Source organism: Arcobacter sp. YIC-80 (assembly GCF_044841725.1).
GTDB lineage: Bacteria > Campylobacterota > Campylobacteria > Campylobacterales > Arcobacteraceae > Arcobacter_B.
The window spans coordinates 1-18987 of sequence record NZ_JBJBSI010000016.1 but is presented as its reverse complement, the minus strand read 5'-3'; the positions used below and the strand labels follow the sequence as shown (position 1 = coordinate 18987).

At 24.8% G+C, this 18987-nt stretch carries 23 protein-coding genes; 9 read left to right on the top strand and 14 right to left on the bottom strand.

Annotated features, from left to right (window positions below; genetic code table 11):
* Window positions 1-4: 4 nt before the first annotated feature.
* Window positions 5-619, top strand: a complete 615-nt coding sequence (locus ACH5BK_RS13975; protein ID WP_404308468.1) for an HNH endonuclease — start codon at window positions 5-7, stop codon at window positions 617-619.
* Here the strand turns inward: ACH5BK_RS13975 and ACH5BK_RS13970 are convergent.
* The 14 genes from ACH5BK_RS13970 to ACH5BK_RS13905 form a co-directional block, all read right to left on the bottom strand.
* Window positions 614-1183 carry an SH3 domain-containing protein gene (locus ACH5BK_RS13970; protein WP_404308466.1) on the bottom strand — a complete coding sequence of 190 codons (570 nt, stop codon included), beginning with the start codon at window positions 1181-1183 and terminating at the stop codon, window positions 614-616. The two genes, ACH5BK_RS13975 and ACH5BK_RS13970, sit on opposite strands and share 6 nt — an antisense overlap.
* An 8-nt stretch (window positions 1184-1191) precedes the next feature.
* Complete coding sequence (locus ACH5BK_RS13965) at window positions 1192-1722, bottom strand: prepilin-type N-terminal cleavage/methylation domain-containing protein (RefSeq protein WP_404308464.1); 531 nt, start codon at window positions 1720-1722, stop codon at window positions 1192-1194.
* The gene (locus ACH5BK_RS13960; protein WP_404308462.1) at window positions 1722-2117 is read right to left on the bottom strand and encodes a hypothetical protein; all 396 of its coding nucleotides are present in this window, start codon (window positions 2115-2117) and stop codon (window positions 1722-1724) included. The genes ACH5BK_RS13965 and ACH5BK_RS13960 overlap by 1 nt, the downstream gene beginning before the upstream one ends.
* Window position 2118: 1 nt before the next feature.
* Window positions 2119-3621 carry a GspE/PulE family protein gene (locus ACH5BK_RS13955; RefSeq protein ID WP_404308460.1) on the bottom strand — a complete coding sequence of 501 codons (1503 nt, stop codon included), beginning with the start codon at window positions 3619-3621 and terminating at the stop codon, window positions 2119-2121.
* A 1-nt stretch (window position 3622) separates the two neighbouring features.
* Window positions 3623-5572 carry a secretin N-terminal domain-containing protein gene (locus ACH5BK_RS13950; protein ID WP_404308458.1) on the bottom strand — a complete coding sequence of 650 codons (1950 nt, stop codon included), beginning with the start codon at window positions 5570-5572 and terminating at the stop codon, window positions 3623-3625.
* The gene (locus ACH5BK_RS13945) at window positions 5559-6374 is read right to left on the bottom strand and encodes a hypothetical protein (protein WP_404308456.1); all 816 of its coding nucleotides are present in this window, start codon (window positions 6372-6374) and stop codon (window positions 5559-5561) included. The genes ACH5BK_RS13950 and ACH5BK_RS13945 overlap by 14 nt, the downstream gene beginning before the upstream one ends.
* Window positions 6358-6807, bottom strand: a complete 450-nt coding sequence (locus ACH5BK_RS13940; protein ID WP_404308454.1) for a hypothetical protein — start codon at window positions 6805-6807, stop codon at window positions 6358-6360. The genes ACH5BK_RS13945 and ACH5BK_RS13940 overlap by 17 nt, the downstream gene beginning before the upstream one ends.
* A 77-nt stretch (window positions 6808-6884) precedes the next feature.
* Window positions 6885-7280 carry a hypothetical protein gene (locus ACH5BK_RS13935; RefSeq protein WP_404308452.1) on the bottom strand — a complete coding sequence of 132 codons (396 nt, stop codon included), beginning with the start codon at window positions 7278-7280 and terminating at the stop codon, window positions 6885-6887.
* Window positions 7277-8191: a hypothetical protein gene (locus tag ACH5BK_RS13930; protein ID WP_404308450.1), complete on the bottom strand. Its 915-nt coding sequence runs from the start codon at window positions 8189-8191 to the stop codon at window positions 7277-7279. The genes ACH5BK_RS13935 and ACH5BK_RS13930 overlap by 4 nt, the downstream gene beginning before the upstream one ends.
* Window positions 8172-8804 (bottom strand): hypothetical protein, encoded by a 633-nt coding sequence (locus ACH5BK_RS13925; RefSeq protein WP_404308448.1) that lies wholly within the window; start codon window positions 8802-8804, stop codon window positions 8172-8174. Before ACH5BK_RS13925 ends, ACH5BK_RS13930 begins: the two co-directional genes overlap by 20 nt.
* A 3-nt stretch (window positions 8805-8807) precedes the next feature.
* Window positions 8808-10022 (bottom strand): type II secretion system F family protein, encoded by a 1215-nt coding sequence (locus tag ACH5BK_RS13920; protein ID WP_404308446.1) that lies wholly within the window; start codon window positions 10020-10022, stop codon window positions 8808-8810.
* Entirely contained in the window at window positions 10012-10554 is a 543-nt protein-coding gene (locus tag ACH5BK_RS13915) for a prepilin-type N-terminal cleavage/methylation domain-containing protein (RefSeq protein ID WP_404308444.1), read from the bottom strand. The genes ACH5BK_RS13920 and ACH5BK_RS13915 overlap by 11 nt, the downstream gene beginning before the upstream one ends.
* A 3-nt stretch (window positions 10555-10557) precedes the next feature.
* Window positions 10558-10929: a type II secretion system major pseudopilin GspG gene (gspG, locus tag ACH5BK_RS13910; protein ID WP_404308442.1), complete on the bottom strand. Its 372-nt coding sequence runs from the start codon at window positions 10927-10929 to the stop codon at window positions 10558-10560.
* A 123-nt stretch (window positions 10930-11052) separates the two neighbouring features.
* The gene (locus ACH5BK_RS13905) at window positions 11053-11625 is read right to left on the bottom strand and encodes a YigZ family protein (RefSeq protein WP_404308440.1); all 573 of its coding nucleotides are present in this window, start codon (window positions 11623-11625) and stop codon (window positions 11053-11055) included.
* Window positions 11626-11699: 74 nt separating this feature from the next.
* Between ACH5BK_RS13905 and ACH5BK_RS13900 the strand changes: the two genes are divergently transcribed.
* The 8 genes from ACH5BK_RS13900 to ACH5BK_RS13865 are packed head-to-tail and all read left to right on the top strand — an operon-like array spanning window position 11700 to window position 18703.
* On the top strand, window positions 11700-12410 hold the full coding sequence (locus ACH5BK_RS13900) for a TlyA family RNA methyltransferase (RefSeq protein ID WP_404308438.1): 711 nt from the start codon (window positions 11700-11702) through the stop codon (window positions 12408-12410).
* A complete protein-coding gene (locus ACH5BK_RS13895; protein ID WP_404308436.1) occupies window positions 12379-13221 on the top strand; it encodes a bifunctional riboflavin kinase/FAD synthetase in 843 nt (280 codons plus the stop codon). The genes ACH5BK_RS13900 and ACH5BK_RS13895 overlap by 32 nt, the downstream gene beginning before the upstream one ends.
* A 55-nt stretch (window positions 13222-13276) precedes the next feature.
* Complete coding sequence (cmoA, locus tag ACH5BK_RS13890; protein WP_404308434.1) at window positions 13277-13987, top strand: carboxy-S-adenosyl-L-methionine synthase CmoA; 711 nt, start codon at window positions 13277-13279, stop codon at window positions 13985-13987.
* Between the two features lie 11 nt (window positions 13988-13998).
* Window positions 13999-14505, top strand: a complete 507-nt coding sequence (bcp, locus tag ACH5BK_RS13885; RefSeq protein ID WP_404308431.1) for a thioredoxin-dependent thiol peroxidase — start codon at window positions 13999-14001, stop codon at window positions 14503-14505.
* A 12-nt stretch (window positions 14506-14517) separates the two neighbouring features.
* Complete coding sequence (locus ACH5BK_RS13880) at window positions 14518-15561, top strand: plasminogen-binding N-terminal domain-containing protein (RefSeq protein WP_404308428.1); 1044 nt, start codon at window positions 14518-14520, stop codon at window positions 15559-15561.
* The gene (locus tag ACH5BK_RS13875) at window positions 15561-16949 is read left to right on the top strand and encodes an FAD-binding oxidoreductase (RefSeq protein WP_404308426.1); all 1389 of its coding nucleotides are present in this window, start codon (window positions 15561-15563) and stop codon (window positions 16947-16949) included. Before ACH5BK_RS13880 ends, ACH5BK_RS13875 begins: the two co-directional genes overlap by 1 nt.
* A 6-nt stretch (window positions 16950-16955) precedes the next feature.
* Entirely contained in the window at window positions 16956-17753 is a 798-nt protein-coding gene (locus tag ACH5BK_RS13870; protein WP_404308424.1) for a YihY/virulence factor BrkB family protein, read from the top strand.
* Entirely contained in the window at window positions 17750-18703 is a 954-nt protein-coding gene (locus tag ACH5BK_RS13865) for a hypothetical protein (RefSeq protein ID WP_404308422.1), read from the top strand. The genes ACH5BK_RS13870 and ACH5BK_RS13865 overlap by 4 nt, the downstream gene beginning before the upstream one ends.
* Window positions 18704-18987 lie beyond the last annotated feature (284 nt).

The window sequence follows — 18987 nt, the reverse complement described above, 5'->3', positions numbered from 1 at the left end:
ACTTATGGTATTAGATGTAAAGTTTATAATTCTTGCTTCATTATTGACTGCGTCAATTATTCCTCTTTATATCTATAGAGAAAAAGTTTTTGCCTTTGCATATAAAAGTGGTAGTATTGAACCATTTTTAGATCTTGTTAAAAATTATATGAAACAAGAACATCCAAAAATTCCTATTGACTATTCTATTGTTGAAAGAACAAAAGAAGAAAAAGATATAAGAATAAGAGAAACTTTAATAGTTGAAGATATAGTATCCCAATATTTTAATTATGAATATGAGAAACAAACACAAGGTAGTGTTAGTAAAGATAAACTATGGACAGGATATGATGAAAAATCTACACATAATCATAAAACTCCTTCTGATTGGCCTCAAAGAAAAGAGTTAGCATGGGCAAGAGATAATCATAAATGTAATAGATGTGCTAAAACAACTCAACTAAAAGACTCTGTAAGTATTTTTGTAAAAGATATTGAAGAGGGTGCTGGATATAATATCGAAAACATAATTACTTTATGTAGTGATTGTAATAGAATTTTAACTTCAAAAAACTCTAAAAATACAATGTCAAATCTTTTAATTATGGATAAACTAATGGGTTTTGTTGAATCATAAGAACTTCAACAAATACTTAGGAACAAAACCTTCTTTATTTTTTATTTGTATTTTACACCAATCAAAGTTATCACACTCTAATAGTTTAACTTCTGTACCTTTTTTTATATTATAAATTATATCAGACTCAACAACAGCTTTTTCTCTTACTTGTAGAATATTTGTATTAACGACTGCTGAAGAAAAAGTATTTTCTTTTTTGTTTCTTTGTACTATTTTTTTGTTTTTTAGCTTGTTTACTTCTTCTTGTAAAATTTCTAGTTGAAGTTTTAATGCTTGTATTTCTTTATTTGAACTTGTAGCATTAGAATCTAACAATACCCTTTTATCTTTATAAACTTCATCCATTATGATTTTAACTTTATCTTTTAAATCTTTAATATCATTTTGATTATTAGTAGCTTTGCTTTTCGTTGAATCTACATCTTTTAATAAAGATTCAAATCCTACTTTAAATAAGAACAATTCTAATTCTGAGGTTTTAACAACTCTATTATCTGATAAGCTCTCTTCTTGTGAAAAAAGCAAAGAACTAAAAAATATACATATAAATAAAAACTTCAAAACATCTCCTATTTAATTAAATAAGTACTATACAATACTCTTTTTTTATCTTTTTGTTTTATAGCAAAAACATATTGTGCTTTATCTTTTTTTATATCAAAATACTCAATATCTTCAAGTAATATATCAATATAAGAATTATCATAAAACTCATAAGAAGTATCAGCAAATTTAAATTCATCTTTACTTTCAATTCTTACTAACTTATTATTTGATGATATTAAATAAGTTATATGTGAATAATATGGATTATGAAAAGTATTATTTGAAGTAAACTTCACTCTTGCATTTTTATCTTTATCATAAGAAATAATTATAGTACTTGTAGATTCAATAATATCTTCAAAAAATATATCATAAAGTTTATTGCTTTGTATTATATTTTTCGTTTGCTTTTCAAATATTATATTTGAATGTTTAGTTTGATCTAAAGTTTTATATACAAAAATAATTAACACCATAAAAAGTGTAATAGATATAATAACTTCAAGTAAAGTAAATGCTCTTTTAGCTCTATACAAGTTTTTTTTATCCTTCATTATAACTCTATTTTAAAACTATAAATATTCTTTTTAATATTTTTATCAATACTATATAAAGTTTCATAGGTAACTATCGTAAAATCATAATCATCATTTTTTACAACTTTTGAGTCTAATTGTTCATCTTTTATTTTAACTTTTATTGTTTTTAACTCTTTTCTTAAATTGTCATCTTCAAAATCAAACTTTCTACTTAAAAAGACATTTTCATTTCTACTATTTACCTCATCAAGATTAAAAGCTAATGATATATAATCTTTATACTGTATGCTTTCTTTTGACTTTTGAATAATATATATATTGTCACTTTTTATTTGAAGTAATGCAACCATAATAACACTAAGCATCATAATAGCAATAATAACTTCCATTAATGAAAAGGACTTTTTCATATTACTTAATACCTATTCTTATAGCTTCATCTACAGAGGTATCCCCTGCTTCTAGCATAAGTTTTAGTTGTTTATCTAATGAAATCATACCATTTGCAACAGCTTTTTTCATAAGCGTAGTATCATCAACATCACCTTTTAAATACTCTTTTATATCTTCATCAATTACAAAAAGTTCTCCAATGGCAATCCTTCCACTATAACCTGTAAAATTACAAGATTTACAACCATTTGCCTTATAGATTTTAGTATTATTATCTAAACTAAATACTTTATGAGAACCTTCTGAGATATCTTCTTCTTTACATTCATCACAAAGCTTTCTAACTAATCTTTGAGCAAGTACAGCAAGTAGAGAAGATGAAATTAGAAATTTTTCAACACCCATATCAATAAGTCTTGTTATTGCAGCAGGTGCTCTATTTGTATGCAAAGTTGAGAAAAGTAAGTGACCTGTAAGAGCTGATTGAACAGCAATTGAAGCAGTTTCACTATCTCTAATCTCACCCACCATAATAATATCAGGATCCTGCCTTAAAATAGATCTAAGACCTGATGCAAAAGTAAGTCCTACTTTTGTATTTACTTGTATTTGTGAAAACTCATTTGATTTATACTCAACTGGGTCTTCAACTGTAATAATATTTTTTTCATCACTTACAACTTGATGTAAAAGTGAATGTAAAGTTGTTGATTTACCACTACCCGTTGGTCCTGTGACTAATACCATTCCATAAGAGTTTTGAAGAACATCTTCAAGTTTTGAAGTGATATATGAAGGAAAACCTAATTGCTCAACACTTAAAATATCTTCACTTTGCATAAGTATTCTCATAACAACTCTTTCACCATAAAAAGTTGGTAAAATAGAAACCCTAATATCTAAAGTTTTACCTGCTATTTTAATTTGTGTTCGACCATCTTGAGGAATTCTTTTTTCACTAATATCAAGGTTTGAAATAACTTTTATTCTTGAAATTACTAAAGACATAATATTTTTATCAAGTTCTATATGCTTAACTAAAACACCATCAACTCTATATCTAACCTCAGCTTTAAACTCATGCATTTCAATATGAATATCTGAGGATTTTTTCTTTATAGCTTGATAAAAGAGTGAATTTACAAACTTGATAATAGGAGCTGATTCTTCAGAAGTTAAGATATCGCTACCCACTTTTAAAAAGTCACTCATAGAAAAGTCTTCGTCTTCTAAAGTTGCACCTTCTTGCTCTTGCTGAATTGCACTCATTTCACTATCTGTTTTTATTTCTAAAAACTTATTATAAAGCTTTTCATAAGATATTTCATCTAAAAAAACTATCTCATATTCATAATCAAGTTTTGATAGATAATCTAAAGATAAACTTATATGTTCTTTTGAAATGGCAATTACTATTTTTTCATCTATTTGTGTAAAAAGAACATAGTTCTTTAAAGCAGTTGAATAATTATCTACCTCAAAAGGGATAAGACTTAAATTGTGTACTTCATTTATATTCATACTAATTTCCTAAAATCTCAGCTACTCTTTTTTCATGGGCTGTTCTATTATCTATCTCTTCTTTTTCTGAAGAAGTGCTACTTTTAAGAGAGCTATATTTTCTTTCTAGTTCTTTTAATTTTTGGTTGTATTCTTTTTCTCTTTGAACTTTTTCAATCTGTTTTTCTTTTAATCTTATAAGTGATTCTTTTAGATATTTATCTTCTAATAACTTTAATTCAGATAACTGACTTCTAATATAAGATAAATCTTTAGATTTTGGAATTATATAAGGAGTAACTATAATAACTAAACTTTTTTTTCTAATTGAAGAACTATCATGTTCAAATAAACTACCAATTAAAGGTATCTTCGATAAACCAGGAATATCGTTATCAGTTTTTTCATCTTTATCTTCAATTAAACCACCAATTATTACAGACTCGCCATTATTTACAATTGCTGTGGTTTTTACTTCTTTTTTTGTAGTATCAGGATTTGAACCTACACTTACAGAAGTAGCTTTAACATCTTCTAAAATTGTATTTATTTCTAATGTAACTTTATTTCCATTGGAAATTCTTGGTTTTACTTTTAGTGTTAAACCAACATCTTCTCTTTTAAAATTTGCATTTTCATTTCCACTATCTGAAAAACTTGATGAAGTTTTTATTGAAATAGTTTCCCCAACATAAATAGAACTTTCTTTATTATTTACAGCTAAAATTGATGGTTCAGATACAATATCCGCAGCGTTATTTTCATCTAATAGTGAAATCGATGCACCTAATGCAAGGCCAGATGAAATATTTGGAATATTTAAGCTTAATTTATCAGGGAAAGAAATTGTTGCTTTTCCTCCATTTAAAGAAGAAGAAAAAGTTCCAAGTCCTTTACTTCCTGACTTCCCTCCAAAAATTCCATATTTTATACCCACCTCATCAACAAGTTTTTCATTTAATTCAATAATTCTAGCTTGTACATAAACCTGTGCTTTTTCTTTATCCAACTCTTTTAAAAGCTCTTTTATATAAACTATTTCAGTCGATGGTCCCATTAAAACTATTGCATTTGATTCTTCATCTATTGAAGAAAGTGGTTTATCATTTTGATCTATATATTTTTTCTTTCCTATTACTCCATCAATGATTTTGATTACATTTTTTGCTTCAACATTTTTTAAAGGTATAACTTCAACCACTCTTTTTACTAATGAGTCATTTTCATCTACACTTTTTACATATTTTGCTAAGTAGTTTATATTTTGTTTATGACCTATTAAAATTAAAGAGTTATTATCTTTATTCGCAATAATATCTACTTTTTGTGTTTGAATTTTACTATCAAATTTTGACTTGGCAATTGCATCAAGATTTTTCTTTGCTTCTATTGCTTGAATATTTTTAAGCTCAACTATTTTAGTATCTTTTTTTGCTCCATTTGTCATAATAGATACTACTTTTTTAACAGTTTTAATATTATCAAGAAAATCAGTTAATACAAGTGAATTTGATTCTTTATTTGTTACAAGTTTTGCATTTTTTGAGATAAGATGTCTAATTTTTGAAGCTACATAATCTACATTTGCATTATAAACTGTAAATACTTCTGTTACCATCTGATAATGAGTTTTTTGTTTAGAACCATTTAATACAGGGACATTCTTTTTTGCCCCTTCATTTAATTTTACGATTCTTAATATTTCATTATTCTGAACAAGAGTATAACCTTTTGATTCAAGTACATATATAAGTATTTTTACTAATTCGTCTTTTTGTAAAGGTTTATTTGAAATAAAATCAACATTACCTTTTATTTGAGTTGTAACTAAAATATTCTTATCAATAATTTTAGATGTAATTTTTACTAAATCCATAATCTTTAAATTTTTAAAGTTTATATTTATTTTTTCACTTGCATTTAAAGTAAAAGTGAAAATAACTCCTACTAGTAGTAACTTAATCAATCTCATAGTTTAACTCCATTATCTCATTATTTCTTAAAATTTCTATATTTAAATACTTTGTATTATTTATATTTTTATACACATCAAATGCATCTGCATAAGAGTCTAAAACTTTATTATTAATAGCTTTTATAATATCACCTTTTTTTAATCCTAGTTTTGAAAAAACTGAGTTTTTATTTACTCTTCCTACTTTAAAACCTTTTATTTTAGAACCATCTCTAATTTCATTTATTGCTATGTTTTGCCATACTTTATCTGGGTTTTTTACATAAGAGTTTAAATAATCTCTTTTTACAGTCACACTATCATCTTTTACAACAATATTTTCAATTATATTATCTATTTTTCTTGATACTTCATAAGAGATATTCTCTTTTTGTTTATTTAACTCTAATTTATATTCTTTTGCTTGTTTCTCAAAAATTACATAATTTTTAAAAAGTTTTGTTAATACATAACCATCAAGTTCTTCATATTGTGCAATGAAATAACTACTTTTATCTCTGTTATTTTCAATAATAGCCCAACCACTATTTGTATTTGTAGAATATATACCTTTTAGCCTGTAACTTGATAAACTTTTTATTTCCGTTCTTTGTTTATTTTGAATAGGTATAGATACAGTTTTTGTATTATAAAAACCATCATATTTATTGTATTGTAAATAGGAGCTATTTTCCGATATATACTCAATAGAGTTTTTAGGTAAAAATGAAGCTATTATTGACATAATCACATATACAAAAAGCGATATATAAATAAAAGGCATTAAACTTTGAAGTAATTTATTAAAACTTATATTCATACAAATACCTTCCGTCTTTTAATGTCATTTGTCTAAGCATATTAGAGTAAGAGTTTTTCATAATTCTTGAAGCGTCTATAGATATAAATACTTTTTTATTAATAAGATCAATACTACCTTGGGCTTTTCCAAATATACCATCAGCTTCTACTTGAATATTCTTGTAGTCTAAAACACTATATGTTAAATAGACATTTGAAATAGGACTTGGGAACATCGACTTAAAACTATCTAATAATCTTACATTTTTTATTGCTATTTTATTATATAAAAGATATGTAGAAACAGTTGTTTTTTCTACATTTGCTATATTTATACCTTCATAATAAATATCAGCAAAGTTTACTGTTATACCTAAAAGATTCTCTTTTAATTTTTCATTTGAGATAATAACCTTTTCTTTTAAAAGTTGTTTTTCTAAAAAATTATACAATTCCGACTTGGGTAAAAAAAACAAAGATATAAAAATAAAAAAGAAAATATATACTAAAATTTTAAATATTTTTTTCATTATTTATATCCTATTTCTAAAGCTATATAAGTCTTTTGTAGCTCTAATTTATCTATAATCAGCTGTTTATTTAAAACTCTATTTAAAAAATCATTTAAAACTTTAGAATCCATACTTTCTATTTTAAGTTTTATATTTTTTTGTGTTTCAACTTTTAGAATTTTATGTTTTCTAAATTTTGGACTATTTGTAATTTGATTAATTGTTCTAATAGTTCTATTTTTATTAGCCCAAGAGTTATTAAGTTCTTTAAACTCTTTTGCTTTTTGTTTTACACTATTATATTCATTACTTTTTTCAATAAAATTTTCTTTAGTTTGAGATAAAATTTCAAAAGAAATATATACAAAAGTAAACATCAATAAAATAAGATATAAAGGATTTATTTTATTCATACTTTAAGCCTCACTTTTATAACATTTCCTATTTTTCTAATAGATTGAATTTCAAACTTTTTAGATAAATAACTTTTAATATCATTCATACTACTATTTATATACTCCAACTCAAAATTTCTTTTTTTCATATTTAAACTTTTTAAAGTAGTTTTTTTATTTTTTAAAATATATGAAATACTTTCTCTTAAATGAATTTGTGTTTCTTTTTTACTTTTAAAAGAATCTATAATAGAATTTGTTTGAATCATTGAAGAAGGAAGTTTACTTGCCTTTTTAGTTTCATCTATTTTATTTTCAAAATTAGCCAATTCATTTTTATAATCAATAACTTTAAATATATTTACAAAACAAACAATTAACATAACAGCTAATAATGAATAAATTTGCTTTGAAGATAAAGAACTATTATATAATTTAATATCAACTTTATTTGAAGATAAATTAATTTCATCAAGTTTTTCTTCTAAACTAATTTTATCAGATAAAAGAGCATTTGGTACTTTTACTAAAATATCATCATTTGTATATAAAAAACTTTTGTTACAAGATGTAAACTGTCTATAGTTTTTACATTCAGTTTGTGCAAAATATATTGAATTTACTTGTGAACTTGTAATACCTGCACTTTTTATTGCTTCAAAAATCTTTTTATTTATGTATGCAAAACATAAATATTTTCCATCCTCAAGTTTTAAAACTTGATAAGATAGTTCTGTTGTTGTCTCTAATACATCCTCAAATAATGTAGGAAGAACATGTCTTGCTTGAGTACTATTTTTAACAGGAATATCAAAAACCCTAACCCAATAAAACTCAGGGGAAAGAATAATGTCAACCTTCTGCTTTACATTTATTTTACTTCCTAAACATAAAAAAACTCTTTTATGCTTATTTGAAACTAAGCTCAAAATACTTTACCTCTCCATCTTTATCTAAAATATAATATGCCTTTGCCATATTTTTTAAATACTTAACTTTTAAATTTAATTCATATAATTTACTATTACTATCAGTAGATATAAAACCTAATTCATCTTTAATCTCTAGTATTTTATTACTATATGTCTGTTTAATAACAGTAGTTATTATATCATCTAACTGCTTGCTATTTTTGATATTTTGGTTACCTTTTAATAAATATACAAAATTTTCAAAACCATCAACTGAATTATCCCAAAAAAACTTTTGCAACTTCTCATACTTTTTATTATTTATTTTTTTTGTTTTATCATCATATACATTTATGTCATATTTATCATAAAGAGATAAAGATAATAAAATATCAACCTCTTTTATAGAAAAAGGAACATCCTCTAAAGAAGGAATATCATCAGAGTATTTTTTTATGACCTTTGAAGCTTCAATTTGAGCATTATTTATTATCATCATTAATTGAGCTTTGTTTAGTTTATGATTTTGTTCTTTCATATATGCATTTGTATCATCTAAATTTTTTAGAATTAATGCTGAAATAGCTGTAATAAATAGTAATGAAACTAAAAGAACAATAGATTTTTTCAATTTTTAACCTAAATTCATAGAAAAAATTGGAAGAAGCATAGAAATTACAATAAATCCAATAGTTACACCAACAAAAAGCATAAAAATAGGCTCAAGTAAAGACAAAAAAAGATTTATCTTATCTTTATTAGCTTCATTATATAAACTTGCAAGATTATTCAATATTTCTGATAATCTACTTGTATCCTCACCAATAGCAATAGAGTGAATAAAAGCTTCATCAATTTTATATGTTTTATTTGAATGAAGTAAACTTGATAGTTTTTTTCCTTCAACAACACTTGATGAAGCATCTACAAAAACCTTTTTTATTACACTGTTTTTTAAAATATTTGCACTTAAATTTATAGCTTGAACTATGGGAACACCAGATTTTATCAAGATAGAATTCATATAAGAAAATCTTGACAATTCAGCTTGCTCTATCATAGTAGAAAAAAATGGTAATTTTAAAACTAATTTATCAAAGGCATATTTAAATTTAGTTGATTTTTTCATTAGAAATATAAATATAAAAATAGTAAAAATAATCCCTGCAAGAACATAAGCATAATTATTTGAGAAAAAATCTCCTAAAGCTATTACTATTTTTGTACTTTGAGGAAGTTCTTGATCTATTTGCGTAAAAATATCAGTGATTTTAGGCACAATAAAACTAAGCATAAAACCAACCATAAAAAGTGAAATAAACAAAATAAATAAAGGATAAGCTAAAGCTTGGCCCGCTTGTTTTTTTACTCTATCTTGTTCTTTTAAAAAAGTTGCTAATTCTAAAAGAACTGACTCTAAAAGTCCACCATTTTCACTTATTTTAATTGATTGTTTATAAAATTCTGGAAGTTTTATAATACTTTGAGAATCAAGGGCAACATAAAAATTTTTCCCTTCATCAAGATATGTTCCAATTGATTCAAAAAAAGAATTTAAAGTTTTATTATTTTTATATCTTTGTTTTAATAGCTCTACAGCTGAAATCAAAGAAATACCTGAATTTAAATAAATACTTAGATCCCTACTAATATTTGATAAGCTTGATAAGTCTAAATTTTTCTTTCTTTTTAAAGAAATTTTAGAAAAATTAAAACTCTCTTCTTCTATAGCAGTATATAAAATACTTTTTGCTTTTAATTTTGCTTTTGCTTCATTTAAATTTGTAGCTTCAAGTTTAGATTTTACTTTTTTTCCATTTGAATCAAAACCCTGATATTTAAAAAGCATCTTTTACCTCAACAATATTTTTATTAAAAATTTCAAAAGCATTACTTAATTCTTCAAAAACTAATGGTTTTTCATATATAGAATTAAAAATATAAACTTTATTTTTTAATGTATCTAAAATAAACTCATTTGTCTTATAATCACTGTTTATAATAAATCTAAAAACAACATCATAATCAACATCATTTATTTTTATAGAATCGAATTCTTTTATTGTTTCAATAGCTTCATATTCATAAACTTCAGGTTTATTAGTGAAAAAATTGCTTACAAGCTTTTTATCACTGATAACTCCATCTACTTTTAAATAACAATCAAAAGTAGAGTCAATACAAATAAATTCTAAACTTTGTGAAAAATCATATTTGTCAAAAAGTGTTTGTTTTAAATTTTCTAAACTAATTTTTTTATTATTATTTTGAGTATTAAAACTATTAGTTGAAAAAACTAAAAAATATGTAGCTGAAACTATAACTATTACTATAATAAGTTCAATTAGAGTAAAAGCTTTCTTTACTCTAATATCCGTCATTTACTATTTACACTTTGAGTAGTAAAGATCATCAGCAGTACTTTCTTTTTTGTCTGCACCTTTTGATACTAAATCAAAACCATTCTCATTTGAAATATAAATAAACTCATTTGCCCATGCATCTTTAGGAAGTTTTCCATCCTCAAAATATTTTTTCTCAACCAATAAAGCTAAACCTTCTTGTGTTTGGGGATAAGAAGAGTTATCAAGTTTATACATTTTTAAAGTTTGCGCAATACTTTTCATTTGAATACATACAATCTTATCTTTTGCTTCATCACTTTTACCAGTAAGGTTTGGTAATACAAAAGCTGCTAGTAAGCCTAAAATAATAATTACTACCATAAGCTCCATTAAAGAAAATGCTTTTTTCACTACTTTCCTTTTTAATTTTTGAGATATTATAGTAAAAAAAGCTTAAAATTAGTTCGATTTTTCGGTTATATTAGCTTCAATTTATTTATAATTTAAATTAATAATCATTATTATTAATAAAAATTATTTTACTTTTATTGACAAAGGTAATTTTGGTAAAAAATCATTCCATTCATCTTTTGAAAGTTCAATATAAAGAATTACAAAAGAAGAAAACTCTTTTGATTTTATATTTATTCCATCTGTTTTTAATAAATACTCCAATTTAGATAAATCTTGATACTCACAAGCTAATTTTTTTACAATTAAATTTTTATACTCAAAAAACTCTGCTTTATCTAAAACTTCATTTACACTTGAGCCATAAGCTCTTACAAGTCCACCCGTTCCAAGTTTTACTCCACCAAAATATCTTACTATTATAACTGCACTATTTATAATGCCTGCACCTGATAAGACAGCAAGGGATGGTTTTCCTGATGTTCCTTTTGGTTCTCCATCATCACTACTATTTTCAACAACTTGACCATACTCATTTAAATATCTATAAGCATAAACAAAGTGTCTTCCCTTTGGATGTTCTTGTTTTAACCTTTGCATAAGTACTTCAAATTCTTCGTAAGGCACTAAATGTGCTATAAATTTTGACTTTTTTTCTTCATAAGTATTTTCATACTCTTGTTTTACAAACTTCAAATAAATCCCATCATATTAAAATAGATTATAGTATATATAAACTATTCTTGATAAAAATTTAACTATAATTTCGCATGAGATTAGACCAATACCTAAAAGATAACTTTCAACTACAAAGTAGAAATAAAGCAAGTGAACTAATAAAAGCTAATAAAATAAAAGTAGATAACAATATAGTTTCAAAACCATCATTTGATGTAAATGAAAAAAATAAAATTGAAATACTTGAAGATGAGTTTTATGTAAGTAGAGCGGCATATAAACTAAAACACTTTTTAGAAGAACTTCCAAGTTTAAAATTAGAAGATAAAACAGCATTAGACATAGGAAGTAGTACAGGTGGATTTACTCAAATACTTCTTAATCAAAATGTAAAAAGTGTTACTTGTGTAGATGTAGGCTCAAACCAGTTACATGAAAAAATAAAAAGTGATGAAAAAATTTCATTTTATGAAAAAACTGATATAAGAGACTATAAAAATAAAAATGGTTTTGAAATAGTTACTTGTGATGTATCTTTTATTTCTATTTTAAATATAATAGAAGATATAAACAGATTAAGTAACAAAGATATAATCATTTTATTTAAGCCACAATTTGAAGTTGGAACAAATGTAAAAAGAGATAAAAAAGGTGTGGTAAAAGATAAAAAAGCAATAGAATTAGCAAGACAAAAATTCTTAGATACAATATCTGCTTTAAACTGGAAGTTAATCTATAACTCAAAGAGTAAACTACAAGGAAAAGATGGAAATGAAGAAGAACTTTTCTACTTTAGTAAATAAAAATACAATCACTTCTATAGCAATAGGAGGCTTTGATGGAATGCACGCTGCACATCAAAAACTTTTTGAGAAGTTAGATGAAAATGGTGCAATACTATCAATAGAATCAGGATATGCAAATTTAACTCCCAAAAGTTATAGACAAGAGTATTCAAAATATCCTATTTATTATTATGTACTTGAAAATATCAAACACTTAGAAGGAAAAGAGTTTATAAAACTTTTAAAAGAAGAGTATCCTAACTTAAAAAAAATAGTTGTAGGTTTTGATTTTTGCTTTGGAAAAGGTAGGAAAAATTGTGTTACAGAACTAAAAGAATTATTTAATGGAGAAGTTGAAGTTTTAGATGAAGTAAAAATAGATACAATTGCTGTCCACTCAAGAGTTATAAGAGAATATTTAAAAGAAGGTAATATAAAAATAGCAAATAAACTTCTAGGTAAAGAATATAAAATATATGGAAAACATATAAAAGGACAAGGCTTAGGAGCAAAAAGTTTTGTACCAACTATAAACCTTTTTGTAGAAGAATTTTTACTTCCTAATGAAGGAGTTTATGCTACAAAAACAATACTAAATAATAAAGAATACAACTCAATAACTTTTTTAGGACATAGAGTAACAACAGATGGAAGTTATGCTGTTGAAACACATATCTTAGATAAAAACATAAAAAATGAAGAGTTTGTAGTCCAAATAAAATTCTTTGAAAAATTAAGAGACAATAAAAAGTTTGATAGTTTTGATAATTTGAAGAAACAGATTCTTTTGGATATAGATAAAGCAAATAGTTACCTAGAAAATATTTAGAAAATAAAAAATTTGTTTTTATCTAGATTAATAATAATTTAGATAAAATATCTCCATGGTAGATAAAGTATTTGAAAAATCAATAACAAAACAATTTGAATTTGATGAAGATGTTGCATCAGTATTTGATGATATGCTAAATAGATCTGTTCCTTTTTATAAAGAAATGCAAAGGTTATCTATAAACTTTGCATCTAATTTTTTAGAAGAAAATGACAAAGTATATGATTTAGGATGTTCAACTGCTTCAACACTAATAGAATTATCAAAACATTGTAAAAAAAATCTAAAACTTATAGGTATTGATAATTCTGAAGCTATGTTAAATCGAGCTTCTAAGAAAGCAAAAGCTTTTGGCGTAGATATTGATTTGATAAACGCAGACTTACATGATATCTCTTATACTGATGCAAAACTTATACTTTCAAACTATACACTTCAATTTATTAGACCTCTTCAAAGAGAAAAATTAGTAAAAAAAATTTATGATTCTTTAGAAAACAAAGGTATTTTTATATTTAGTGAGAAAGTTATATCATCAAACCCAACTTTAAATAAACAATCTATTGATGAATATTATGAGTTTAAAAAAACTCAAGGGTACTCAGAATTTGAAATAGCTCAAAAAAGAGAAGCATTAGAAAATGTCTTGATACCATATACAGAAGATGAAAATAAACAAATGATAAAAGATGCAGGTTTCTCACATTGTGAGACGATATTTAAATGGGTAAACTTTGCCACATTTATAGCTATTAAAGAATAAAGGATAATTATATGTTAGAAATAGGAACAAAAGCACCTGATTTTTGTGCTCCAAACCAAGATGATATTGAGATTTGCTCAAGAGATTTAAAAGGTAAATGGATTGTTTTATACTTCTATCCAAAAGATATGACTCCTGGTTGTACAACTCAAGCTTGTGACTTTACAGAAGCTCATCCACAATTTGATGACTTAGATGCAGTAATATTAGGTGTAAGTCCTGATGATGCCCAAAAACATAGAAAATTTATAGAAAAAAAAGAATTAACTATTACTCTATTAGCAGATGTAGATAAAAAAATGTGTGAAGATTATGGTGTATGGCAACTTAAAAAATTTATGGGTAAAGAATTTATGGGAGTTGTAAGAAGTACATTTATTATTAATCCAGAAGGTAAAATCGCTGCAGTTTGGGAAAAAGTAAACGTAAGAAAGAAAAAAACTGTAAAAGGTGAAAAATTTGAGATTGTTCATGTAGAAGAAGTTAGAAAAAAACTTCAAGAACTACAAGAAGCATAAATAGGAAAAAATATGAATAAACTTTTAAATAAAATTACACTAATTAGTTCATCATTACTTTTAAGTACAGTTGTAGCTAATGCGCAAACAACAATTTGTTATAAAGATAAATGGAACACACCTTCAACAATTGAAGTAACAAAATTAGATGGTGGAGAATGTGCAAGCAAATACTCAATAAAAGATATGGAAGAAAAAGGCTGGAGAGTATTAGATATTAAAGTGCAATCTAATCAAAACTCATTAAGTTATAAATATTTACTTACAAATGATAAATTACTTAAAAAAGAAGTTAAAAAAGTTGATACAAACAATACTACAAAAAAACTTTCTTTCCAGGCCTTTGGTGTAAAAATTGAGAATATTAAAGATAATAAAACAGTAATTGATATTGGCAATTTAATAATAGGACAAAGTGGTGTTGTAATTCATTTACATGATAATGATAAAAGATTAATTGTAGCAAATGCTAAAGTAATTAGTTCTGATGATACAAGTTCAACTATTGAGTTTTCTTCATTTGATGATATAGAACAAGAAGCATTACCAACATCTAAAAGAGGTGCACAAAAAGGTGATATTTTAGCACTAAACTACTTATACACATCATCAATGCTAATAGCACCAAATCAAGAAGCATTTCAAATAGTAAGAGAAAACTTTAAATATAATAACTTTTTACACTCAGATATTTTTGCAACACAATTAAAAATAAATGAAGAGCCGTTTCCTTCAAAAAAGACTATACAAGAATTTGCAATAAAACAAAACTTAAGAACAATATTTATAGTACTTGAAGATAAAGTATATGTAATAGATGCAAAAACATTTAAAACATTAACAAATTATGATATTAGTTATGCTTCATCAAAATCTGAACTGCCATTTTATACAAGAATAGAAAAAATTGAAGAAGCTCCATTAGACTTTGATTTTAATTTTGATTTATCAATTTTTAATTTTTTATTAGATGAAGAAGATAAATTTGAAGAAAAAAAATCGTATGATAATAATAGCTATGAAAACTATTATAAAAATATTCTAGGAATTAAATAATGATAAAACAAGAACATTTAAATTATTTAACATCTATTGTTGGAGAAGAAAATGTAAAAGCTGATAAAGCTCATTTAATTGCATATTGTTATGATGCAACAAAAGAAAGATTTGAACCTGATGCAGTTGTTTTTCCAAGAGATGAACAAGATATTTCAAAAATTTTAAAATTTTGTAATGAAGAAAAAATAGTAATTGTACCAAGAGGTGCAGGTTCTGGCTTTACTGGTGGAGCTTTACCTTCTAATGGTGGTATTATTTTATCACTAGAAAGACACATGAATAAACTTCTTGAAATTGATATGGAAAACATGGTTGGAGTTGTTCAACCAGGACTTATTAATATGGAATTTCAAAAAGCTGTTGAGGCAGTTGGATTATTTTACCCACCAGACCCAGCAAGTGAAAATTACTCTACATTAGGTGGAAATGTTAGTGAGAATGCAGGTGGTATGAGAGCTGCTAAATATGGAATTACAAAAGATTATGTTGTAGCACTTAGAGCTGTTTTACCAAATGGTGAAATTATTACAGCAGGTAAAAAAACTATTAAAGATGTTGCTGGATATAACACAGCAGGTATTTTAATAGCTAGTGAAGGAACACTTGCAGTAATTACAGAAATAACATTAAAACTAATTCCAAAACCAAAATTCAAACAAACATATATGGGGGTATTCCCAGATGTAAATAAAGCAATGAATGCCGTTTTCAAATCTCTTGCAAGTGGTGCAAACCCTGTTGCAATGGAGTTTTTAGATGCATTAGTAATTAAAGCATTAAGAGAAAAATTTCCACAAGTAGAATTGCCTGAGAATGCAGGTGGAATTTTAGTAGGAGATGTTGATGGCTCATCGCAAGCAGAAGTTGATTCACAAATTCAAACATTAAAAGAAGCTTTTGCACAATATGGTTCAGTTGATTTTATAGAAGCAAAAGATGAAGCACATGGCAATTCACTTTGGTTTGCAAGAAGAAATGCAAGTCCTGCAACTATGATTTATGGAACAAAAAAATTAAATGAAGATATATCTGTACCAAGATCAAAACTTCCAGAAGCACTTGATGCGATTTATGCTATTGGAGAAAAATATGGATTCAATGTTCCTTGTTTTGGCCATGCCGGGGATGGAAATATCCATGTAAACGTAATGGTTAAAGATAAAACAAATCCAAAAGAAATGGAAGATGGGCATAAAGCAATTGAAGATATATTTCAAATGGTTTGTGATATGGGTGGAACTCTATCTGGTGAGCATGGTATTGGATTATCAAAAGCTCCGTTTATGAATATAGCATTTAATGAAGCTGAAATTGAATTATTTAGAAGTATTAAAAAAGCTTTTGATCCAAATAATATTTTAAATCCATTTAAAATGGGACTTTAATGAAAAATGAATAAAGAAGATAAAAAAGATAGCTTAACTAAAAAAGTAATATCAGCAATTGATTCATTTTTTAATGATGATACAACATATTATGCAGCTAGTTTAAGCTTCTTTACTATTTTCTCTATTCTTCCAATTATTGCATTACTTATTGCGATAATTTCAAGCTTTCAAGAATTTCAATCGTATATAGATATTTTTATAGACTATATTTTTAACATTATTAATCCAACTCATTCAGTAGATATTGTTAATACACTTAAAGATTATATTTCAAATTCAAATAAATTAGGATGGCTTGGAATATTCTATATGTTATTTGTATTTATTATGTTTTTTAAAGATTATGAATATATAGTAAATAAAATTCATAAATCAAAAAGAAAATCTATTCATTTTTCATTTATATTCTATTCTTTATATTTAGTAATGCTTCCTATAATATTTGCTGCCTTAAATATAATAACAGCATTTTACGATAATAATATATTAAATATAATATTTTCATATTTATTCTCATGGCTAATTTTTTACTCTTTATTTAAATATAGTGTAAATAGACATATAAATGATAAAGCAGCATTAATATCATCATTAATAACACTAATTATTTTATCAATAACTAAAAATCTATTTATTTATTATGTTATATATAATAAAACATACACTACAATATATGGTTCATTAGCGACACTTTTATTTACTTTCTTTTGGATATATATATCTTGGATAATATATTTATATGGAATAAAAATGTGTCATAAGCTAAATATACAATATCAAGCAAAAAAGAGTACTATATGAAAAAAAAGATTTTATTAACTATTTTTATAGCAAATAGCTTATCTTATGGAAATGAAGTAGATAATAAAACCTTTTTAGATGATTTTATAGAAAATACTAAGAATATTAGAGAAACAATTCATAGCTCAATTATTAATACATCTATTAATATTGATAACTTCTTTTTTGAAGATACAGTTGATAATTTGGATTATCATAATGCTTATGGACTTATTGAATTATCTGCATCTCAAAATCAACATGAAGATATAGTTTTAGATCAAAGAGTAAAAGTAAAACTTAAACTACCTAGACTAAAAGAAGCAATACATATAGAAATTGAAACAGATGAACAAAGAGACACAATAGACAATATAGAAAATAAAACATCAGAAAGTAAAAAAGATGATGTTAATTTAGCATTAGGATACTATAAAGCTTTAAAAAATAATCTTAATTTAAAAACAAAAGTAGGTATAAAAATAAAAAGTAAATTAGATCCATTTATAAAAATAGAAGCAAAAAAAATTTTTGATAATGTTAACACTAATTATATTTATACATTAAATCAAACTTTTAAATATTCTAATTTAAAGGATTTAGAATCTACTAGTTATTTTAAAATAGATAGAGCAATAAATGAAAGCTTTTCAGTACACAATTTTAATCAACATTATTGGCAATCACAAAAAGAAAATAATAGTGAAATATATCACTCTATATATTTAGATCAAAAACTAACAAATAAAAACTATTTAAGGTACACAGCAAATACAAATATTAATAACATAAACTCTGATATGAAAATAAAAAGATATGCCTTAAAACTAAAATATAGACACTTTATAAAGAAATGGTTGTATATAGATACAATACCAGAGAACTATTATAGTAGAGAGGAAGATTTTAAACCAAGATATGCAATAAGATTTAATCTTGGGATGTATTTTAATAAAGACTCTTATAACTAATAAAAAAGGTCTCACCTTAATAAATAAACCAATAAAATATGTTTAAAAAGATAAAAAAGAAGAGAGTTTTTATTAACTATGGTTTAAAAGAATACGAAGCTATATCAAATATATTAGATAAAACAAACTAGAATAGAAAAAATAATAAAAAAAGGCAATAAAATAAAAAAGAGGCAATAAAACTATAAAAAATAATAAAAAAAGAGAATAATAGGGAAAGGTAAAGAAAGTGGGCTAAAAAAAAAGCTTAGTAAAAAACACGAAAAATGTTTTGAACTAAGCTT